Raw genomic sequence first — 19,473 nt, forward strand, 5'->3', positions numbered from 1 at the left:
CGCGTCCGTTTCGACGCGCCACGGAATCGGTTCATTCGCTATCGCGAATGCATGTCTTGAGCGGCTTGCGCCGCCTTAGCCTCGGTGTGCTTCGGGGTCGGGAGCGGGCAAAGAATCGAGATAGGAATGTCCACTTTTCTCAAACTTTCATGTGCAGGGTTCTCGCACACTCCCGCTGCGCGATTCGGCGCGGATGTAGGAAAGGAAAGGAATGATCTGTCGTGGATTTGTCTGCGCGGTGGCGCTGGCGTGGGTTCCGGTGGTAGTCGCAAGCGAACCCGCTCGTAACCGCGTGCCGACCGGCGAAACCTATCTCGACTACTACGGCAACTGGTACGACGCCAATCATGGAGTGATGACTGTTGCCGCGGCTACGGATGTAGAGCCGGACCTGTGGCGCCAGATCGAGACATTTGCTGATGCAGGACGCCGAGGTGGCGCTGTCTTGCGCGCAACCTGGCCGTTTTCGTCGCCAGTCAAGGACATCGCCTCGAGCGTTGTTCCGAATGGGACGACGACGGGCGGGGCCGCTCAGCTTTCGGCCGCGGTGTTCGTTAGCGGCTCAGAAGTCCGGGTTGACGTGGACGATAAGGTGGCCGTCGCGTCCATGGCTCTTGAGGGGCGATGCGTCACGCGCCATGAGGTCGTCAGGCACTACCCATCGCTGGCAATCAGCCAGCCCCCGAGCCCGCACGGGGCCCAGCGCACGGTTTGGTCCGCCACCGGCGAATGGGGTGAGCTGATGTTTGCTTTTGAAGAGGCCGCGCCCGATTGCGTGGGAACGATTTCTCTGTCGCCTCACCCGAAGCACGAGGAACAGTAGCGCAGCCAGGAACTGATCGAGGCGCCGTCGTCGGCGCCTCGATCTGATGGATCAGCGGCGCAGCGGCGTGCCGCCAGCCTCGACGATCGCCAGGGCGGCGCCGCCGATGAGGCCCGGTTCCGGGTTCATGATGGCCTGGGTTGGCACCTGCTCCATCGTGTCGCGGAAGCGGCCCTTGGCTTCGAAGCGCTCGCGGAAGTGCTTCTGGATCCAGGGGATCAGGATCGGGGTCATGCCACCGGTGAGGTACACGCCATCCCACGCACCCAGCGTGAGCACGAGATCACCTGCGACGCTGCCGAAGATGCCGGCGAAAGTCTCGACCGCGCGCTGGCACATCGGGCAGGTGCCGTCGGTGGCGCGGCGGGTGATGTCTTCCGGGGTGATCGTCTCATCGGGCTTCTGGCCCGAGATCTCGCAGATGGCGGTATAGAGGTTCTGCAGGCCGCCACCGCTGATCAGGCGCTCGTTCGAGACGCGGCCGTAACGGAGATTCAGGACTTTCAGGATCTCGATATCTTCCGGGCTGTGCGCAGCGAAGCCGGCGTGGCCGCCCTCGGTCTGCAACACGCTGACCTTGTCGCCACGGATCAGCAGGCCGCCCACGCCAAGGCCGGTGCCCGGACCGACGACGACGAAGGTCTGCTCGTCCTTCGCACCGATGCGCGGCACGGCGACGTTGCCGACCGCCATGAGCTCGGTGGTGCCCTTGTCATCGATGACCTTGTCCGCGCTCATCAGCATCACCGCCATCGACTGGGCGGCGAAATCGTTGACCAGGTGGACCCACTCGAGGTCCAGTTCCTTCGCCAGCTTGTGCGCGGAAATGGCCCAGGGGTTGTTGGTGACCTTCACGGTCTCGCCGTTATCGATACGGCCTGCGGCGGCGATGATGGCGCGCTGCGCCTCATGCCCGGTTTCCTTGAAGTACTGCTTCGCGGCGTCAGCCAGCGAGGCGTAGTCCTTGACGTGGTAGCGGCGGATGCTTTCCTGGACCAGCGGGTGGTCCTGTTCCGGGTGGGCGATGCCGAACCGGACATTCGTGCCGCCGAGATCGGCAAGCAGGGTCGGCGCCGCGGCGCTAACGTTGGCCATGATGGGAAACCTGTCGTGTCACGGAAGCCCGCAAGGGTGCCTCTTGCGGGGCCTGACGTCTAGTGACGGTTTGCTCTTCACTCCGTTGACACGACCGGGGAGTCCTGAATGGGGCCGTGGGGAACCGACACTATGACGTAAACGATTACGTCGGCAGAATACCCCATCCACCGGGTCCATGGCACGCGCAGGCGGGCCGGCCCCCGACACCCCCCGGAGAGTTCTGATGGCAGCGGTTCGCCTCGACAAGGTACGCAAGGTTTACCCCAACGGCCACGTGGCCCTGAAAGAGGCGAGCTTCGAGATCGCGGATGGCGAGCTGCTGGTGCTGGTCGGCCCCTCGGGCTGTGGCAAGACCACGCTGCTGCGCATGATCGCCGGGCTCGAATCGATCACGGGCGGCACGATGACCATCGGCGACCGCGTGGTGAACGACGTGGCGCCGAAGGATCGCGACATCGCCATGGTGTTCCAGAACTACGCGCTGTACCCGCACATGACCGTGCGCGAGAACCTCGGCTTCGGCCTGCGCCTGCGTGGCACCGACAAGGCGGAGATCGATCGCCGCGTTGCGGATGCGTCCGACATGCTTGGCTTGAATGAGCGCCTGGACCATCGCCCGGCGGCATTGTCGGGCGGCCAGCGCCAGCGTGTTGCCCTCGGCCGCGCACTGGTGCGTGACCCTTCCGTGTTCCTGCTCGACGAGCCGCTGTCGAACCTCGACGCGAAGCTGCGTCTCTCGACTCGCGTCGAAATCGCCCGCATCCATCGCCGCGTCGGTGCGACCATGGTCTACGTCACCCACGACCAGATCGAGGCAATGACGCTAGGCCAGCGCATCGTGGTGTTGAACGGCGGCGTGATCCAGCAGCTGGATACGCCGATGAACCTCTACAACAAGCCGGCAAATCTTTTCGTCGCCGGCTTCCTCGGCAGCCCGGCCATGAACCTGTTCCACGGCACGCTGCGTCGTGAGGATGGGCTGCGCCTGGTGATGGAGGAGGGCAGCATCGCGCTGGGCGCGGACACGCCGGCGCTGGCGGCTTATGTCGACAAGCCGCTGATCGTCGGGCTGCGTCCTGAAGACCTTCTGACGGTCGCCGATCATGCCGACGTCGATGAGCGCCTGCGCGCACATGTCGAGGTCGTCGAGCCCGTGGGTAACGAAGTGTTCCTCAACATGCGCCACGCCGGCGAGGAGCTCGTCTCACGCGTACCGCCGCATTCGTCGATCCAGCCGGGCACGGATGTCGGCCTGGGCTTCAAGCCTGAGCGCTTGCACTTCTTCGACCCGGAGACGACTTCACGCATCGACGCGTGAGTATCATCTCATGTTGCGAATGCGATCCATTCGCAATAAGCTAGGCGGCGACCGCCCATGAAGAGGCGGCGAACCATGCCCCGATAACCGGCCGCCAGCCCGGAGGCACGTGCCTCCTTCGCAAGCTCCCGATCCCTAGCGAAGGACGTTCCACGTGTACACAACCCGGAAGACCCTGCTCGCCGCTGCCGTAGGCGCGGCACTGCTTTGCGCCGCCAGCGCCCATGCCGCCGACGCGGCCGCCGCGCCCATCGCCGCCACGACGACGGATGACCTCCCGCGCATCACCGTCACCGCGATCGGCTCGTCGCTGCGTTTCGACGTGCCGGCCACCGTCACGGTCATCGACCGGCAGAAGATGGACCGCCACCTTGTCGCGAACATCCGCGACCTCGTGAAGTACGAACCCGGCGTTTCCGTGGTCGGCACCGCCGGTCGCTGGGGTCTCGACAGCTACAACATCCGCGGGCTCGACGGTAACCGCGTGTCGATCCTGACCGACGGCGTACCGGCCTCCAGCTCGTTCGGCTTCTCCACCACCGGCATGCGCGCGGGCCGCAGCTTCGTCGACCCGGACACGCTGAAGGCCGTGGAGATCACCCGTGGTCCCGCCTCGGCCCTGAATCCGTCGGACTCGCTCGGCGGCACGGTGCGTTACACCACGAAGGACCCCGCCGATTACCTGAAGGACGGCAAGGACACCTACGTGTCGGTACGCGAGCGCTACGACAGCGCCGACCGTTCACTGGGCACCTCGCTCACGCTGGCCGGCGGCCGTCCGGATAACGGCCTGGTGATCGTGGCCAACCACATCGAAGGCCACGACCTCGGCAACAAAGGCGATGTCGCAACGCAGAACTACACTCGCACGCGCCCCGATCCGCTGACCCAGAACAGCACCAGCCTGCTCGCGAAATACGTGCACGTCGCGGCGAGCGGTCGCGAGGATCGGGTGACGGCTGACTTCTACCGTAACAACGTCGATACCAACGTCCTTAGCGCGGTCGGCCAGGCCGGCACGACGCGTCTGCTCACCGATACGGCGAACGACCGCGCGACCCGCCAGCGCGTTTCGGTCGGCCAGCGCTTCCCGACGATCGCCATGGGTATCGCCGACACCCTCGAGTGGGACCTGTACTGGCAGAAGTCCGAGACCGAATCGCAGACGCGTACGCTCGCCAACGTGCCCACGCGCAATGCGACGTACGACCGCCTGTACCTCAGCGACCTGAACGAGAAGGTGGTCGGTGGCCACCTCACGTTCGGCAAGACGATCGACTCGGGCAGCGTGCAACAGCACATCGCCTACGGCGTCGAGGCATCGCGCACCACGCCGACCGGCCAGCTGGGCGGGCAGGGCACGAACATCGCTACCGGCATCACCTCGAGCAGTTCGCCGTACATGCCGGAGAACTACCCGCTGCGCTTCTTCCCTCGCAACGACACGGATCGCTACGCCGTCTTCGCCCAGGACGAGATCGCCCTGATGGACGGCCGTTTGCGTATCACCCCGGGCGTGCGCTGGGATCACTATGCGTTCAAGCCGGACCAGAACGACCCGTACTACCAGAGCTCGTTCGTGCAGGAGGGCCTGGGCGATGTAAAGAAGAACCGATTCTCCCCGAAGCTCGGCGTGACCTTCGCCGTCACCGACAACGTCGAACTGTTCGGCAATTACAGCCAGGGCTTCCGCCCGCCGCTGTACAACGAACTGGCCGTGGCGTGGGGCACGGCGCGTCTTTACGGCATCGTACCCAACCCGAACCTCAAGCCCGAGACGAGCAAGGGCATCGAGATCGGCGTGCGTGGCAACGGTGACCTCGGTTACTTCAGCGCCAGCGCGTACTACAACCGCTACCGCAACTTCATCTTCGGCGGTTACACCCTGCCGCGGAACGAATGGCCGCAGTGGGCGGTCAGCCAGAACCTGTTGATCGTCATGCAGGCGGTGAATTTCCCGAAGGCCACGATCAAGGGCGTCGAAGCCTCGGGTGGCCTCATGCTCGGCGCGTTGAACGACTCGCTGGCCGGCTGGCGCATCGAAGGCAACCTGGCCGCGTCGAAGGGCGACAAGAAGACTTACGAAGGTGGCTGGTCGCCGCTCAACAGTGTCGACCCGCTCACGGCGACGCTCGGCATCGCGTACGACGCGAAGGACTGGGGCGCCGAACTGGTGGGCAAGGGCGTGCAGCGCAAGTCGCGGCTTGACGACGACACGACGTTCCGCGCGCCCGGCTACGCCACGCTCGATCTGTATGCGCACTGGAAGCCGTGGGAGCCGCTGGAGCTGATGGCCGGCGTCACCAATATCGCCGATCGCAAATACTGGGACTGGGGCTCGCTGCACGGCGGCGTGCTGACCAACGTCGCCACGGGCGGCGGCGTCGATGACGCCCAGGCGCGCAACGCCCAGATCGAGCGGCTGACCATGCCCGGCCGCGCGCTCGTCGTATCCGCCCGCTACACCTTCTGAGGAGACCGCGCCATGCAGGATATCCAGACCGCTACCGCGCCGCGCATCGACATCCCGGCGCTTCTCCAGGGTTACCGTCTCCTTCGAGAGGCCGAACCCGGCCTGCGCGCCCGCGATGCCGCGCAGCGGCTGGGCGTCAGCGAAGGCGCCCTGGTCGCAAGCCGCGTAGGCGATGGCGTGACCCGCCTCGAAGGCGAGCTTCCCGACATCATCCGCGACCTGCCCGCGCTGTGCCGCGTGATGGCGCTGACGCGCAACGAGTACTGCGTTCATGAGAAGAAAGGCGCCTACGACCACATCGATATCGGCGGCGCCATGGGTATCGTCCTCGCCGAGGACATCGACCTCCGCCTGTTCCTCCGCCACTGGCGCTACGGCTTCGCGGTCAAGGAAGTATCGCGTGGCCGGGAGCTCGAGAGCCTGCAGTTCTTCGATGGCGACGGCAAGGCGGTGCACAAGGTCTATGTCACCGAGGACACCAATCGCTCGGCGTGGCGCGCACTGCTGCACCGCTATACCGCCGCGGTGCAGTCGCCGCTCATCGACATCGTGAGCGTGGAGGAGCCGCTGCCCGAGCGGCTCGACGATGCGGCGGTGGATGCCGATTCGTTGCGCGACCATTGGCGCGCGCTGCGCGATCCGCACGACTTCTTCGCGATGCTGAAGAAGCACAAGGTCACGCGCACGCAGGCGCTCCGCCTGGTGGGTGAAGAGTTCGCCACGCGGGTTTCCGATGCGGCGATCCGCAGCGTGCTCGAAGGCGCCTCGGCGACCGGGACGCCGCTGATGGTGTTCGTCGGTTCGCCGGGCGTGGTGCAGATCCACACCGGCCCGGTCAGCAACATCGTGATGGCGGGCCCGTGGATCAACGTGATGGATCCCGCGTTCAACCTGCACCTGCGCACCGATGCGATCGTGAGCAGCTGGATCGTCCGCAAGCCCGTGCCGGAAGGTGTGGTGACGTCGCTGGAACTCTATGCAGCGGACGGCACGCAGATCGTGCAGGTGTTCGGCAAGCGCAAGCCCGGTGTGCCCGAGCGGGATGACTGGCGGGCGTTGCTCGCCACCGTCGAGGTGGCGGCATGAACGCGCGGGCACTCGTCCTCGCCGCCGCGATGGCGGCGTTGCCGTGCGTCGCTGAAGCCGCGTCGCGCATTGTCTCGCTTGGTGGCGATGTCACGGAAACCGTCTATGCCATCCACGCGCAGGACCAGCTCGCGGCGGTGGACAGCACCAGCACCTGGCCCGAGGCCGCGCGCAAGCTGCCCGACGTCGGCTACGTTCGCCAGCTCAGTGCGGAAGGCGTGCTCGCGTTGCGCCCCGACCTGATCCTCGCCACGCACGATGCGGGGCCGCCGACCGCGATCGAACAGATCCGTGGGGCTGGCGTCCAGATCGAAACGTTGCCCGCATCGCGGTCGCCGCAGGATATCGAAGCGAAGATCCGCCGCATCGGTGCTATCACGGGCCATGCGAAGGAAGCCGACGCACTGGCGAACGATGTGGCCGCCCGCTTCGCATCGTTGGCGAAGGTCGTGGCGGCCATGCCGACGCATCCGCGTGCCGTGTACCTGATGTCGGCCGGCACGGGCAGCCCGATGGCTGCAGGCCGCGATACCGCGGCGGATCGCGCCATCGTGCTGGCGGGCGGTATCAATGCCGCGGCGGACGTTCCGGGATACAAGGCCGTGTCGCCCGAGTCGCTCGTGGCCATGAAGCCGGATGCCATCGTGCTGATGAAGGAGCAGGAGGCCTCGGTGGGCGGTGTGGATGGCGTGCTGCGGATGCCGGGTGTTTCCGATACGCCGGCCGGCAAGGCGAAGCGGATCTTCTTCGTGGAAGGCCAGGCCTTGCTTGGCTTTGGCCCGCGCACGGCGGAAAGCGCCGCGGCACTGCAGGCGCGCTGGGCTGCGCCGTGAACAGCGTGGCTGCGTCGTTGCCGAGGCGCCGCCCAGGGCGCCGCGCCCTGCTGGGCGCGCTGGCGCTGCTCCTGCTCGCCACGGCGATCTGGAGCTTGACCCGCGGTGCCATGGCGATCGCGCCGGCCGATGTCGCCGGCGCGCTGTGGCGCTGGCTCATGGGCGAAGCGCCGCAGGGTGACGACGGCATCGTGCTTGGCCTGCGGTTGCCGCGCCTGCTGCTCGCGACGGCGGTAGGGGCTGCGTTGGCGACGGGCGGCAGCACGATGCAGGGGCTGTTCCGCAATCCACTCGCCGACCCGGGGCTGATCGGCGTCTCGGCCGGTGCGGCCGTGGGTGCCGTCGGGGCGATCGTGCTCGGTGGCAAGTCGGGCTCGTGGGTGGTGGCGGTGTCGGCCTTCATCGGCGGACTCGTCGCGACCTCGCTGGTATTCGCCATTGGACGGCGTCGGCCGGGTGTCGCGAACCTGCTGCTCGCCGGCGTCGCGATCAATGCGATCGCCATGGCCGGTGTCGGCCTGCTCACCTACCTCGCCAACGAAAACCAGTTGCGCGATCTCACCTTCTGGTCGCTCGGCAGCCTGGGTGGCGCCAGTTGGGGACGGCTTGGGATCGTCGCGCCGTGGATCGTAGTCCCGCTGCTCCTGTTGCCGCGCGCCGCGGCCGCGTTGAACGCGTTGCTGCTGGGTGATGGAGAGGCCGCCTTGCTGGGGTTCCGCCCCGAACGCCTGCAGCCCTTGCTCGTGGGGCTAGTCGCCTTGTCGGTCGGCGCTTCGGTCGCGTTCACGGGCGTGATCGGGTTCGTCGGGCTGGTCGTACCGCACCTGCTGCGCATGACCTGTGGTCCGGACCATCGCTTCCTGCTGCCAGCCTCCGCGCTGGGCGGCGCCACTTTGCTGGTGGCAGCCGATGCGCTCGCGCGCACCGTGGTGGCGCCGGGTGAGCTGCCGATCGGCGTACTCACGGCACTCGTGGGCGGCCCGTTCTTCCTCTGGCTGCTGTTGCGTCGCCGGGTGGGGGAGGGCGTGTCATGACGACCAACGCAGTCAGTCAGCTGGTCGCCGAAGGTGTCGGCATCGTGCGCCAGGGCCGCGCGATCCTGAGCCATGTATCGCTCGCAGCCACACCGGGACGGTTGCTGGTGCTGGTTGGCCCCAACGGTGCGGGCAAGAGCACGCTGCTCGGCGCGCTCGCTGGGCGGATCCGGCCGGATGCCGGGTATGTCACCCTCGATGGGCTGCCGCTCACCGCGTGGGAACCGCGTGCGCTCGCGCGCCGGCGGGCGATGCTCTCGCAGCGGATCGACCTGGCGTTCGGTTTCACCGCGCGCGAGGTCGTGATGCTGGGTCGTAGCCCGCACGTGCCGGATGCCGTGCGCGACGAAGCGATCGTCGTGGCGGCGTTGCGCGCGGCGCACGCCTGGGAGTTGCGCGACCGGCGCTACACCGCGTTGTCCGGCGGCGAGCAGCAGCGCGTGCAGCTCGCACGGGTGCTGGCGCAGATCTGGCAGGGTGGGCCGCAGGGGGCGTGGCTGCTGCTGGATGAGCCGGAAGCGGGCCTCGACATCGCCCACCAGCACTTCATCCTGCGCCGCGCACGGGCGTGCGCGGCGATGGGCCTGGGGGTCATCGCGGTGCTGCATGACCTGAACCTCGCCGCGCGATATGCGGACGACGTGGCGGTGCTGGCCGGGGGTGCGTTGTTGCGGCACGGGGCGCCGGGGGAGGCGCTGGATACGGCGTTGTTGTCCGAGATCTATGGGATTCCGTTGGGGCGGAGCTTTGGTATCGACGTGGCCTAGGGGCGAAAGGCGTCGCCCACGGGGTGGGCTCCCACGACCGCGGGCGCGGGCTGCGACGACCTGCCGCCCCCGGGGTGGCCGCCGGGGCGTAAAATGGCGGGATCGCCACACGTCCAGGCACGTCCCATGACCTTTCCTGCTGTCCGTATGCGCCGCATGCGCCGCGACGCCTTCTCCCGCGCCCTGATGCGCGAAACCGTGCTCACCACCGCCGACCTGATCATGGTTGCGTTCGTGGTCGAGGGCCAGGGTGTCCGCCAGCTGGTGCCGTCCATGCCGGGCGTCGAGCGCCTCTCCATCGATGAACTGCTGAAGCTCGGCGCCGAGTGCGTCGCGCTGGGTATTCCCGCGCTGGCGATCTTCCCGTCGGTGGATGGCTCCGCGAAGACCGAGGACGCGCGCGAGGCATGGAACCCCGACGGGCTGTTCCAGCGCGCGACGCGCGAGCTGAAGAAGCGTTTCCCGGAACTGGGACTGATCGGTGACGTCGCGCTCGACCCATACACGACGCACGGCCAGGACGGGCTCATCGACGCCGATGGCTATGTGATGAACGAGCCGACCGTGGAGGCGCTGATCCGGATGTCGCTGGCCCAGGCCGAGGCCGGCATGGATTTCGTGGCGCCGTCCGACATGATGGATGGACGCATCGGTGCGATCCGCGACGCGCTCGAGGCGGCCGGCCACATCCACACTCGCATCCTGGCCTACTCGGCGAAATACGCATCGAGCTTCTACGGTCCGTTTCGCGATGCCGTCGGTTCGTCGGCCAACCTCGGCAAGGGCAACAAGCACACGTACCAGATGGACGTGGGCAATAGCGATGAGGCGCTGCGCGAGGTCGAGCTCGACCTGGCCGAAGGTGCCGATGCCGTCATGGTGAAGCCGGGCCTGCCGTACCTCGACATCGTGCGCCGGGTGAAGGAGACCTTCGGTGCGCCGACCTTCGTCTACCAGGTGAGCGGCGAGTACGCGATGATCAAGGCGGCCGCGCAGAACGGCTGGCTGGATGAGAAGGCGGTCGTCCTCGAGTCACTGGTGGCGATGAAGCGCGCCGGCGCGGATGCCATCCTGACCTATTTCGCGGTGGACGTCGCACGCTGGCTGAAGGCCTGATTCCTCCAAACCGCCCACGTCCGCCCATGACATAATCCGGGCCAGTATTTCGGGAGCGGCGGATGGACGGACATCAATTCCTCGAAACGGCGGTCGTCTTCCTGCTGGCGACGGTCATCGCCGTCCCGCTGACGAAGCGCTTCCGCCTGGGGGCCGTCCTCGGCTTCCTGCTGGCAGGCGTGGTCATCGGGCCATCGATGCTCGGCCTGATCAGCGATACGGAGGGTGTCGCCACCATTTCCGATTTCGGCGTGGTGCTGATGCTGTTCGTCATCGGCCTCGAGCTTTCGCCGTCGCGCCTGTGGGTCATGCGCCGCGCCGTGTTTGGTAGCGGCACCTTGCAGGTGATCGTCTGCGCCCTCGCGCTGGGCGCCATGGGTTACTACCTCTTCGGCCTGACCTGGAAAGCGGCGGTCATCGTCGGCGGCAGCCTGGCGCTGTCCTCCACGGCGTTCGGCCTGCAGATCCTCGCGGAACGCAAGGAAGCCGGCACCGCCTATGGCCGCCAGGCGTTCGCGATCCTGCTGTTCCAGGATCTCGCCGCGATCCCGCTCATCGCCGCCGTTCCGCTGCTGGGGGGCGAGCTGGCGCGCGACACCCACGCACCGGATTTCATGAGCATCGCCCGCGTCGTGGGCGCCATCATCGGCGTCATCATCGGTGGCCGCGTGGTGTTGCGCCATGTCTTCCGCTTCGTTGCCCGCGCCAAGAGCACCGAAGTCTCCACGGCGACGGCGCTGCTCGTGGTCATGGGCACGGCGTGGCTGATGGAGCTGGCCGGCATCTCCAGCACGCTCGGTGCCTTCCTGGCCGGCCTGCTGCTCGCCGACTCCGAATACCGCCACGAACTCGAATCGAACATCGAGCCGTTCAAGGGCCTGCTCCTCGGCCTGTTCTTCATCAGCGTGGGCATGTCGGTCGACCTGCGCCTGCTTTACGCACAGCCGCTCGTGGTCATCGGCCTCGTCGCCGGGCTGCTCGCGGTGAAGGCCATCCTCATCATGCCGCTGGGCCGGCTGGTCGGAGGGCTGACCAACGCGGATTCCGTACGGCTCGCCGCGGTGCTGGCGAGCGGCGGCGAATTCGCGTTCGTGGTGCTTAACCTCGCCCAGCAGCAACACATCATCACCGAGCCCCAGCGCGGCCTGATGGTGATGGCGATCTCGCTTTCCATGGCGCTGACACCGTTGCTGGTGTTGCTGGCCGCGCGCCTGGTGCACGAGCGCGCCCGCAAGCCCGATCGCGAGTTCGACCAGATCGAGACCGATACGCCACGCGTGATCATCGCGGGCTTCGGTCGCATGGGCCAGATCGTCGCCCGCGTGCTGCGTGCGCAGGGCATCCAGTTCGTCGCGCTGGAGAGTTCCGTCGAGCAGGTGGAGACGTCGCGTCGCTTCGGCGGTACATCACTGTTCTTCGGCGATCCGGGGCGCCCCGAGATGCTCCGCGCCGCGCAGGCCGACAAGGCTTCGGTGTTCGTGCTGGCCACGGATGATCCGGAGGCCAACCTGCGCACCGCCCGTCTCGTGCGCCGGCAGTATCCGCACCTGAAGATCGTGGCCCGCGCGCGCAACCGCCAGCACGTGTTCCGCCTGATGGATATCGGCGTGGAAGACCCGGTGCGCGAGACGTTCTATTCCAGCCTGATGATGACGCGCCACGTGCTCGAGGCGCTGGATATGCCGCCGGAAGTCGTCGAGGCGCGCATCCAGCGATTCCGCAAGCTCGATGAGCAGGTGCTCCGCCAGCAGTACCTCGTCTACGACGATGACGCGGCGCTGGTGCAGAGTTCGAAGGAGGCGCTCAACGACCTGCAGCACCTGTTCGAGGCAGATGCGGCTGAAGAGCGCGAGCGGGCCGAAGAGAAATAACCCTCTGCCTTGTGGGAGCGCGCAAGCGCGCTCCCACAGGTGATACGGCTCACTCGGGCTGCGCGGGCTGGCGCAGCGTCTGGCGCACGCTTGGAATCGCGTTGGCGCGCACGCCCAGCTCATGCGCGATATCCACATAGCCCAGGTGGCGTGCGACGTCACCCGCGGTGCGGCCGAATGCATCGGCCGCGTTGCGGTTGGCGCCACGGTGCAGCAGTACGCGGGCAGGTGGAAGCAGGGCATGCATGGCGCAGGCGTGCAACGCGCTCACGCCGCGGTGATCGGCGTGTTCCATCTTCGCGCCTGCGTCCAGCAGCACCGGCACCAGTGCGCCCAGGTGGGTGGCATCGGCCGGGGTGCCCGGGCGCATGTGCGAACCCAGCAGGAGAAGCAGCGGCGTCGCGCCGTCCTTGTCGGCCTTGTTGACGTCGGCGCCCTTGCCGATCACGGCATCGAGCAGGCGACGCGCGCGCAGGCTGTCGTTGCTGCCGAAGCAGTACTGCGCGGCAGCGTGCAGCGCGGTATGGCCATGGGCGTCTTCCGCCTTGACGTCGGCGCCGGCGGCGAGCAGGCGCTCCACGATATCGGGATAACCCAGTGCAGCGGCGATCATCAGCACCGTGGTGTCACCCGGAAGGCGCTGGTCGACGGCCACGCCACGATCGAGCAGGCGCTCGACGACCGCGTCGCGGCGTGCATTGACGGCTGCCGCAAGCGGCGTGACGCCGGACGCCGCAGCGGTCGCCGGATCAGCACCGGCGTCGAGCAGGTGCACCGCGACGTCGACCTGGCCCGCACCGGCGGCGCGCAGCAGCGCGGTGGCACCCTGCGCGTCACGCGTGTCGATACCGAAACCGAGTTCGAGCAGGCGGTCTACCGCCTGCATGTCGCCTGCCGCGGCGGCGGCGGGAAGATCGGCAGCATGCAGCGGACGGCCTGGCAGGGGCCACAGGTGCCAGCTCAGCCAGCGCTCCACGTCGCCATGGCCGATGCCGAGACCGTACGGCGTTTCACCGTTGACGTCGGCAGCTTCCGGATCGGCGCCATGCGCCACGAGCAGGCGCACCAGCGGCAGCGCATCGCCGCCGTGTTCCAGCGCGGCATGCAAGGGTGTGCGCCCACCAGCGTCGCGAACGTTCGGATCGAGGCCGCGCGTGAGCAGCGCGGTGAGCACGCGGGCGGAGCCGGTGGCCGCCGCCATGTGCATCGGCGTGCGCCCACGGGCGTCCGCACCAAACGGGTCGGCGCCTGCTTCAAGCATGGCGAGCGCAAGGCCCTCGTCACTGCCATCGAGGCGGCAGATGGCCTGGCCGAGCAGCCCCGCGCCAGCAGGCGATGCGCCCGCGCGCATCAGCTGCAACAGCGCGTCGGCGGACTGCGGCAACTGCGGGAGCAGGGCATCGAACAGGCGACGGCCGAGTGCGTCGACGGGCTCATCGACCGGAGGAGCGAGGCGGGTCTCGGCGGGCAGGCCATGATCGAAGAGCCATGCGCGCGCGGCATCGAAGCCTGGGCCGGCCAGGTCGATGTACAGCGCCGCGAGTTCCTCCACCGGCCACTCGCGCACCTTGGCCGCGAACGTCGATGCGACCGCCCAGTGGCCGAAGCGCAGGGCATCGTGGAGGTGCAGGGGTGAATCGGCGCCAGCCTCGGGCAGCACCGATTCACTGAGTGAGGTGGGCAGCGGCGTTTCGGGATCGAGCAATGCCACGAAATCCCAGCGCCCACCGGAGGCGGCATGGTCGAGCGCGCTGCGCCCGTCGGCGCCGGGCGCCTTCGGCTGTGCGCCCATGGCGAGCAGGGCGCGGACCGTGGCGGCCTGCGCGCGCGGCGACTGGCAGGCGAGCGTCAGTGCATCGCGCCCATGGCTGTCGCGCGGCGCAGCGTCGGCCTGCGCATCCGCGAGCAGCTGGACGATGCCGGTAGCGCCGGCGCGCGCGGCTTCCATCAACGCCGTGGTGCCGTGGCGATCGGCGAGGTTGGCGTTGGCGTGGGCCTGGAGGAGGACGCGGGCGATCTGCTCGTGGCCTTCGCTGGCGGCCGCGATCAGCGCGGTCCGGCCGTGGCCGTTGGCACCGTTCACCGGCGCCTTGTAGCGCAGGAGCACCTTCACGCCTTCGGCATCGTCGTCGGCGATGCTGGCCGCCGCGACCAGGGCAGGTTCGGCGCCGACAGGCGCAGGCTTGGCGCCATGTTCGAGCAGGAAGCGTGCGAGGGCCCAGTTGGCGGCGCGGCAAGCGATGGCCAGCGGCGTTTCGCCGGCGGCGTTCACCGCGTCCACCGGTGCACCGGCGTCGAGGAGCATGGCGGCAACCATCGGTTCGGCGCTCAGCACAGCCCCGTGCAACGGTGTATTGCCTTCCGCATCCGTCGCGGCCGCGTTGGCGCCGTTCGAGACCAGGGTAAGCACGGCATCCGGCCGGCCGTGCCAGCTATCGCGGCAGGCGGCGAGCAATGCGCTAACGCCGTGGTGCGCGCGGTTAACGTCCGCGCCCCGCGCAATCAGCGCGCGCAGCAGTCGCGTATCGGCCGAGAGGGCCGCCAGGGTGAGCACCGGCCGCTGGTCACGGTCGCCCGGTTCCGCTTCGGTGTTCGGGTTCGCACCTGCCTCGACGAGGGCGACCGCACGGGCGACATCGCCCGAGCGGATCGCGGCGAGCAGCGCGCCATCACGGATCTCCGGCTGGCGGTCTTCCGTCGACAGCTCCGGGATGGGCGTCGGCGTCGGCACCCGGTGGGCATCGCTGATCTCGGGCTCGCGCCGGGTCTCGGCCCGCGCGGTGCGGATGTGGCCGCGGCGGTCGCAGAGCAGGGCGCGCAGGGTGCGGTTGGCGATCAGCAGCGAGCAGGCCGGCAGCAGCACCACGGCGTAGATGGCGAGCGCGGCGATACGCATCTCGGCCGGGAACACCCCGTACAGGCCGGACAGGGCGACTGCGCAGAAGGCAAGCACGAGCAGGCCGATCGCGGCCGGCAGGAAATGGGTGAAGAAGCGCTCCTCGGCCGACAGGTGGCGGCCGAAGCTCACCGACCGGGCCATGGCCGTGAAGATCCACGAGCCATCGCCACTGCTCTCGGGGTAGGCGTCATCCCACAGGTAGACCAGGCCGAATGCCGGCCACATCCGCCACAGGATGCCCAGCGCCACGACCAGGGTGGCGGCAAGGAGCAGGGCGTAGCCCAGGCTGGGCGCCTGGGTGAGCTTCAGGATTGGCCAGGCCACGAGCACGAACACGGCGAACGTGTAGATCGTGAACATGACCACGTACGCCGAACCGCGGCGCAGCGCGGTGCGCAGGTAGTTCGGTTCCGGGTCGAAACCGATCGCATGGCAGACGGCGGCCATGGCCAGCGCGTTGGCGAGCAGGAGCGGAATCAGGGCCAGGGGTGAAGCGGTAAGGCCAGCACACGCGACGGCGGCAAGGGCGGGCAGGAACCAGGGCAGCGCCTTGATCAGCGGCGGTCGACGACGTTTGGGATTGGCCATGCGCGCGAGTATACGGACCGTCGCAGGCCCGCGCGGTAACCTCGCGTTAACCTGCGCTCCACGTTTCACCCATGCACGGTTTCGGCCAGTCAGGCCCTGACGAGCGAGGCGTCCGGGTCGATTTCCCGGTTCAGGTTCGGCTGGTTGCAGACGCTGAGCGTCTCGTTGGGCGGCGCCTGCAGGTGCCAGCCCTGGCCGCCCAGGTTGGCGAGAACTTTCTCAGTGTCCTCGTGGGGGAGCTTCCGCTGGGCGGTGAGTTCCACCTCAAGCACGAAGCGCAGTTCCCCGAGCAACAGGGCCAGGGGTTCCGGAAGGAGATCGAAGCCCTCGCGGCGGGAAAGCCACACGTAGGTGTCGGGCTTGCGCTGGCTGACGTAGACGAAGCAGTGCATGACGGCAGGTCTCGCGGCGGCTCGGTCCCCTAATTTACCAAATCGCGGGCCCGGCCGCAGGCGCGGAACTGTGGCCTGTTTCAGGTTTGTTGCATGAGCACTTGCAAATTCTTGGTCAAGTCGTCCAGAGTTCCACGCCAGATTGTTAAACGCGCGTATGAAAACGGCTAACTTTTTACGTTTTCCGCCCCGTTCGATCCCGTCAGAACAATAAGCAGGAGCCGCTTCGCATGCAGATCAAACTTCACACCCGCCCGCTGGCCGTCGCCGCGCTCTCGCTGGCCATCGCCGGCGCGCTCGTGGCTCCGCAGGCCGCCCACGCCAGCGCGTTCCAGCTGAAGGAAAACAGCGCCAAGGCGCTCGGCCGCGCTTTCGCCGGCTCGGCTGCCGCGGGTGACGATGCCTCGGTCATCGTGAACAACCCGGCCGCCATGACCCTGCTGGAGGGCAACACCTTCCAGGCCGACGTCACCGGCATCAACTTCAGCACCAAGTTCCACGGCACCGCCACGGATGCCCAGGGCCGTCCCATCTCCGGTGGCAACGGCGGCGACGCCGGCACGACCATCCCGGTCCCGGCCCTGTACTTCGCTTCGAAGGTTGGCGATCGCGTGCACATCGGCCTCGGCCTGACCGCGCCGTTCGGCTTCAAGACCGATTACGACTCCGACTGGAAGGGCCGTTACAACGGCATCAAGTCCGACTTCAAGTCGTTCGACGCCACGCTCTCTGCCTCGTTCGACGTCACCGATGATTTCGCGATCGGCGCCAGCTTCATCGCCGAGAAGACCAGCGCCGAGCTGACCAGCGCCGTGAACTACAACAGCGCCGCGCTCGGCGTGCTGCAGCAGGGCGTCGCCGCCGGTGCCATCCCGGTGCAGGCTGTCCCGACCTTCCTGCGCACGATCAACGCCGTGGTCCCGCCGGGCACCGACGGCATCGCCAAGATCAAGGGCGACGACTGGGCCTACGGCTGGCAGCTCGGCGGCCTGTGGAAGCTCACCGCGCAGGATCGCATCGCGCTGAACTATCGCAGCGCCATCAAGCACCACCTGGAAGGTACGGGTAACTTCACCGTCCCGGCCAACGTGACCGCGCTGCTCTCCAACCCGACCATCGCGAACCTGTTCCAGGGCCAGCCGCCGTTCACCCACACCGACGGCAACGCCGGTTTCGAGAACCCGGCCGTGGCGACCGCCAGCTTCTGGCACCAGGATGAGAAGTTCGGCCTCGGTATCGATGCCTCGTGGACGAAGTGGAGCTCGTTCAAGAACCTGACGGTGAACTACTCCAACCCGAACCAGCCGCCGACGACGGAAGTCTACAACTGGCGCAGCACGTGGTTCGTGTCGGTGGGTGGCGAGTACTACGTCACCGACAAGTTCACCCTGCGTGGCGGTGTCGCTGTCGACACCACCCCGACCCATGCCGATACCCGCTCCCCGCGCGTGCCGGATTCGACCCGCAAGTGGCTTGCCTTCGGTGCCGGCTACAAGGTGTCGGATAAGTTCGAAATCAATGCGGGCTACGCTCACATCTTCGTGAACAAGGCCCACATGAACGGTGCCGTCAGCGCCACGAACGACGTCCTCGTCGGCGAGAACGACGACAAGGGCAACCTGCTCAGCCTGTCGGCCAAGTACCAGTTCTGATCGCTTCGGCGAACAGGCACTGAAAAAAAACCTCCCTGGCAACAGGGAGGTTTTTTTATGCCTCAGTACGCGTATTCCCTGAACACCGGATCCACGCTGCCGTTCCACTTGCCGTGGAACTGCTCGAGCTTCGTATCGGCCTGGGTCTTGCCCGAAAGCGCGATCTCGAGCAGCGGCTCGATGTAGATCGACTCATCGGCACCGCGCGAGCTCAGCACGTTGCGACGCTTCAGGCCGTGGTCGGCGATCTTCAGTGCCTCGAGCGACAGCTCGCGCACCGTATGCTTGCGAAACTCGAGATCCAGCGCATGCTTCGGCACGCCATCGCGCAGCGCGTGACGTTCCGCCTTGCTGAAATCCTTCACCAGGTCCCACGCGGCATCGAGCGCCACGTCGTCGTACAGCAGGCCAACCCAGAACGCGGGCAGGGCGCACAGCTGGTTCCACGGGCTCGCATCGGCGCCACGCATTTCCAGGTACTGCTTGAGGCGCACTTCCGGGAACGCGGTCGTCAGGTGGTCGGCCCAGTCCTTGATCGTGGGCTTCACGCCCGGCAACGCCGCGAGTTCGCCACGCATGAACTTGCGGAAGTCCTGGCCCGAAAGGTCGACGTACTTTCCGTCGCGGTAGCTGAAGTACATCGGCACGCCGAGGATGTAATCGACGTAGCGTTCGTAACCGAAGCCATCCTCGAAAACGAAGTCGAGCATGCCCGTGCGGTCGGCGTCGGTATCCGTCCAGACGTGCGAGCGGTATGACTTGAAGCCGTTGGGCTTGCCTTCGGTGAACGGCGAATTGGCGAAGAGCGCGGTGGCGATCGGCTGCAGCGCCAGGGCCACGCGGAACTTCTTCACCATGTCGGCTTCGGTCGCGTAATCGAGGTTGACCTGGACCGTGCAGGTGCGCGTCATCATGTCCAGGCCGAGCGAGCCGACCTTGGGCATGTATTCGCGCATGATCTTGTAGCGGCCCTTGGGCATCCACGGCATCTGGTCGCGGCGCCACTTCGGCTGGAAGCCCATGCCGAGGAAGCCGATGCCGAACTCGTCGGCGACCGAGCGCACTTCCTGCAGGTGGGTGCTGACTTCATCGCAGGTCTGGTGGATCGACTCCAGCGGCGCGCCGGAGAGCTCCAGCTGGCCGGCCGGCTCAAGGGTGATGTTTGCCTTGCCCTTGGTCAGCGCGACCGGCGTGTCGCCCTCGCGGGCGATGGACCAGTCGAAGCGCTCAGCCAGCCCCTCGAGGATCGCGCGGATACCCGGGCGCGGGCCTTCGAACGGGGGCGGGGTCAGGTCGTCCGTGTAGAAGCCGAACTTCTCGTGCTCGGTGCCGATGCGCCATTGTTCGCGCGGCTTTTCGCCCTCGGCGAGGTTGGCGACCAGATCGTTACGGTCACCGATGGGCGTGCTCTTGGCGGCGCTGGGAATGGACACTTCACTTTCCTTGGCAAGGGACGGCAGGGGCCGTAGCCGCCCCACATGGGGGCGCATGATGCCCGGGAAAAGGTGTCATGCCCGCCGCGC

General features: G+C 67.4%; 14 protein-coding genes. 10 read left to right on the forward strand and 4 right to left on the reverse strand.

Annotated elements, in window-relative coordinates; genetic code table 11:
- Positions 1-211 precede the first annotated feature (211 nt).
- Positions 212-823, forward strand: a complete 612-nt coding sequence (locus ACZ6YI_RS14305; protein ID WP_465779251.1) for a hypothetical protein — start codon at positions 212-214, stop codon at positions 821-823.
- A gap of 51 nt (positions 824-874) precedes the next feature.
- On the opposite strand, the gene glk is transcribed toward ACZ6YI_RS14305, so the two are convergent.
- On the reverse strand, positions 875-1,918 hold the full coding sequence (glk, locus tag ACZ6YI_RS14310; protein WP_440327335.1) for a glucokinase: 1,044 nt from the start codon (positions 1,916-1,918) through the stop codon (positions 875-877).
- Positions 1,919-2,144: 226 nt separating this feature from the next.
- Between glk and ACZ6YI_RS14315 the strand changes: the two genes are divergently transcribed.
- The 8 genes from ACZ6YI_RS14315 to ACZ6YI_RS14350 all read left to right on the forward strand — a co-directional run bounded on the left by ACZ6YI_RS14315 (position 2,145) and on the right by ACZ6YI_RS14350 (position 12,419).
- Positions 2,145-3,239 carry an ABC transporter ATP-binding protein gene (locus ACZ6YI_RS14315; protein WP_465779252.1) on the forward strand — a complete coding sequence of 365 codons (1,095 nt, stop codon included), beginning with the start codon at positions 2,145-2,147 and terminating at the stop codon, positions 3,237-3,239.
- Between the two features lie 154 nt (positions 3,240-3,393).
- Entirely contained in the window at positions 3,394-5,712 is a 2,319-nt protein-coding gene (locus ACZ6YI_RS14320; RefSeq protein WP_465779253.1) for a TonB-dependent hemoglobin/transferrin/lactoferrin family receptor, read from the forward strand.
- Positions 5,713-5,724: 12 nt separating this feature from the next.
- Positions 5,725-6,798 (forward strand): hemin-degrading factor, encoded by a 1,074-nt coding sequence (locus ACZ6YI_RS14325; protein ID WP_465779254.1) that lies wholly within the window; start codon positions 5,725-5,727, stop codon positions 6,796-6,798.
- Positions 6,795-7,631: a heme/hemin ABC transporter substrate-binding protein gene (locus ACZ6YI_RS14330; RefSeq protein WP_465779255.1), complete on the forward strand. Its 837-nt coding sequence runs from the start codon at positions 6,795-6,797 to the stop codon at positions 7,629-7,631. The genes ACZ6YI_RS14325 and ACZ6YI_RS14330 overlap by 4 nt, the downstream gene beginning before the upstream one ends.
- Positions 7,628-8,665: a FecCD family ABC transporter permease gene (locus ACZ6YI_RS14335; RefSeq protein ID WP_465779256.1), complete on the forward strand. Its 1,038-nt coding sequence runs from the start codon at positions 7,628-7,630 to the stop codon at positions 8,663-8,665. The genes ACZ6YI_RS14330 and ACZ6YI_RS14335 overlap by 4 nt, the downstream gene beginning before the upstream one ends.
- A complete protein-coding gene (locus ACZ6YI_RS14340; protein ID WP_465779257.1) occupies positions 8,662-9,432 on the forward strand; it encodes a heme ABC transporter ATP-binding protein in 771 nt (256 codons plus the stop codon). Before ACZ6YI_RS14335 ends, ACZ6YI_RS14340 begins: the two co-directional genes overlap by 4 nt.
- A gap of 126 nt (positions 9,433-9,558) precedes the next feature.
- The gene (gene hemB / locus ACZ6YI_RS14345; protein ID WP_465779258.1) at positions 9,559-10,548 is read left to right on the forward strand and encodes a porphobilinogen synthase; all 990 of its coding nucleotides are present in this window, start codon (positions 9,559-9,561) and stop codon (positions 10,546-10,548) included.
- Positions 10,549-10,610: 62 nt separating this feature from the next.
- Positions 10,611-12,419, forward strand: coding sequence for a monovalent cation:proton antiporter-2 (CPA2) family protein (locus tag ACZ6YI_RS14350; RefSeq protein ID WP_465779259.1), 1,809 nt, complete (start codon positions 10,611-10,613; stop codon positions 12,417-12,419).
- 49 nt (positions 12,420-12,468) lie between these two features.
- Here ACZ6YI_RS14350 and ACZ6YI_RS14355 read toward each other — a convergent pair whose 3' ends face one another.
- Both ACZ6YI_RS14355 and ACZ6YI_RS14360 read right to left on the reverse strand, forming a co-directional pair.
- A complete protein-coding gene (locus ACZ6YI_RS14355; RefSeq protein ID WP_465779260.1) occupies positions 12,469-15,906 on the reverse strand; it encodes an ankyrin repeat domain-containing protein in 3,438 nt (1,145 codons plus the stop codon).
- A gap of 89 nt (positions 15,907-15,995) precedes the next feature.
- Positions 15,996-16,298 carry a YcgL domain-containing protein gene (locus ACZ6YI_RS14360; RefSeq protein WP_440327250.1) on the reverse strand — a complete coding sequence of 101 codons (303 nt, stop codon included), beginning with the start codon at positions 16,296-16,298 and terminating at the stop codon, positions 15,996-15,998.
- Between the two features lie 230 nt (positions 16,299-16,528).
- Between ACZ6YI_RS14360 and ACZ6YI_RS14365 the strand changes: the two genes are divergently transcribed.
- Complete coding sequence (locus ACZ6YI_RS14365) at positions 16,529-17,950, forward strand: OmpP1/FadL family transporter (protein WP_465779261.1); 1,422 nt, start codon at positions 16,529-16,531, stop codon at positions 17,948-17,950.
- A 62-nt stretch (positions 17,951-18,012) separates the two neighbouring features.
- Here ACZ6YI_RS14365 and ACZ6YI_RS14370 read toward each other — a convergent pair whose 3' ends face one another.
- A complete protein-coding gene (locus ACZ6YI_RS14370; protein WP_465779262.1) occupies positions 18,013-19,383 on the reverse strand; it encodes a glutamate--cysteine ligase in 1,371 nt (456 codons plus the stop codon).
- Positions 19,384-19,473: the final 90 nt, after the last annotated feature.

This window comes from Luteibacter sp. NPDC104163 (assembly GCF_055584245.1).

Excerpts from the sequence above, each read along its gene's own strand:
- ACZ6YI_RS14305 (WP_465779251.1), top strand. The coding sequence starts at position 212 with ATGATCTGTCGTGGATTTGTCTGCGCGGTGGCGCTGGCGTGGGTTCCG.
- glk (WP_440327335.1), bottom strand. The coding sequence starts at position 1,918 with ATGGCCAACGTTAGCGCCGCGGCGCCGACCCTGCTTGCCGATCTCGGC.
- ACZ6YI_RS14315 (WP_465779252.1), top strand. The coding sequence starts at position 2,145 with ATGGCAGCGGTTCGCCTCGACAAGGTACGCAAGGTTTACCCCAACGGC.
- ACZ6YI_RS14325 (WP_465779254.1), top strand. The coding sequence starts at position 5,725 with ATGCAGGATATCCAGACCGCTACCGCGCCGCGCATCGACATCCCGGCG.
- ACZ6YI_RS14330 (WP_465779255.1), top strand. The coding sequence starts at position 6,795 with ATGAACGCGCGGGCACTCGTCCTCGCCGCCGCGATGGCGGCGTTGCCG.
- ACZ6YI_RS14340 (WP_465779257.1), top strand. The coding sequence starts at position 8,662 with ATGACGACCAACGCAGTCAGTCAGCTGGTCGCCGAAGGTGTCGGCATC.
- hemB (WP_465779258.1), top strand. The coding sequence starts at position 9,559 with ATGACCTTTCCTGCTGTCCGTATGCGCCGCATGCGCCGCGACGCCTTC.
- ACZ6YI_RS14350 (WP_465779259.1), top strand. The coding sequence starts at position 10,611 with ATGGACGGACATCAATTCCTCGAAACGGCGGTCGTCTTCCTGCTGGCG.
- ACZ6YI_RS14355 (WP_465779260.1), bottom strand. The coding sequence starts at position 15,906 with ATGGCCAATCCCAAACGTCGTCGACCGCCGCTGATCAAGGCGCTGCCC.
- ACZ6YI_RS14360 (WP_440327250.1), bottom strand. The coding sequence starts at position 16,298 with ATGCACTGCTTCGTCTACGTCAGCCAGCGCAAGCCCGACACCTACGTG.
- ACZ6YI_RS14365 (WP_465779261.1), top strand. The coding sequence starts at position 16,529 with ATGCAGATCAAACTTCACACCCGCCCGCTGGCCGTCGCCGCGCTCTCG.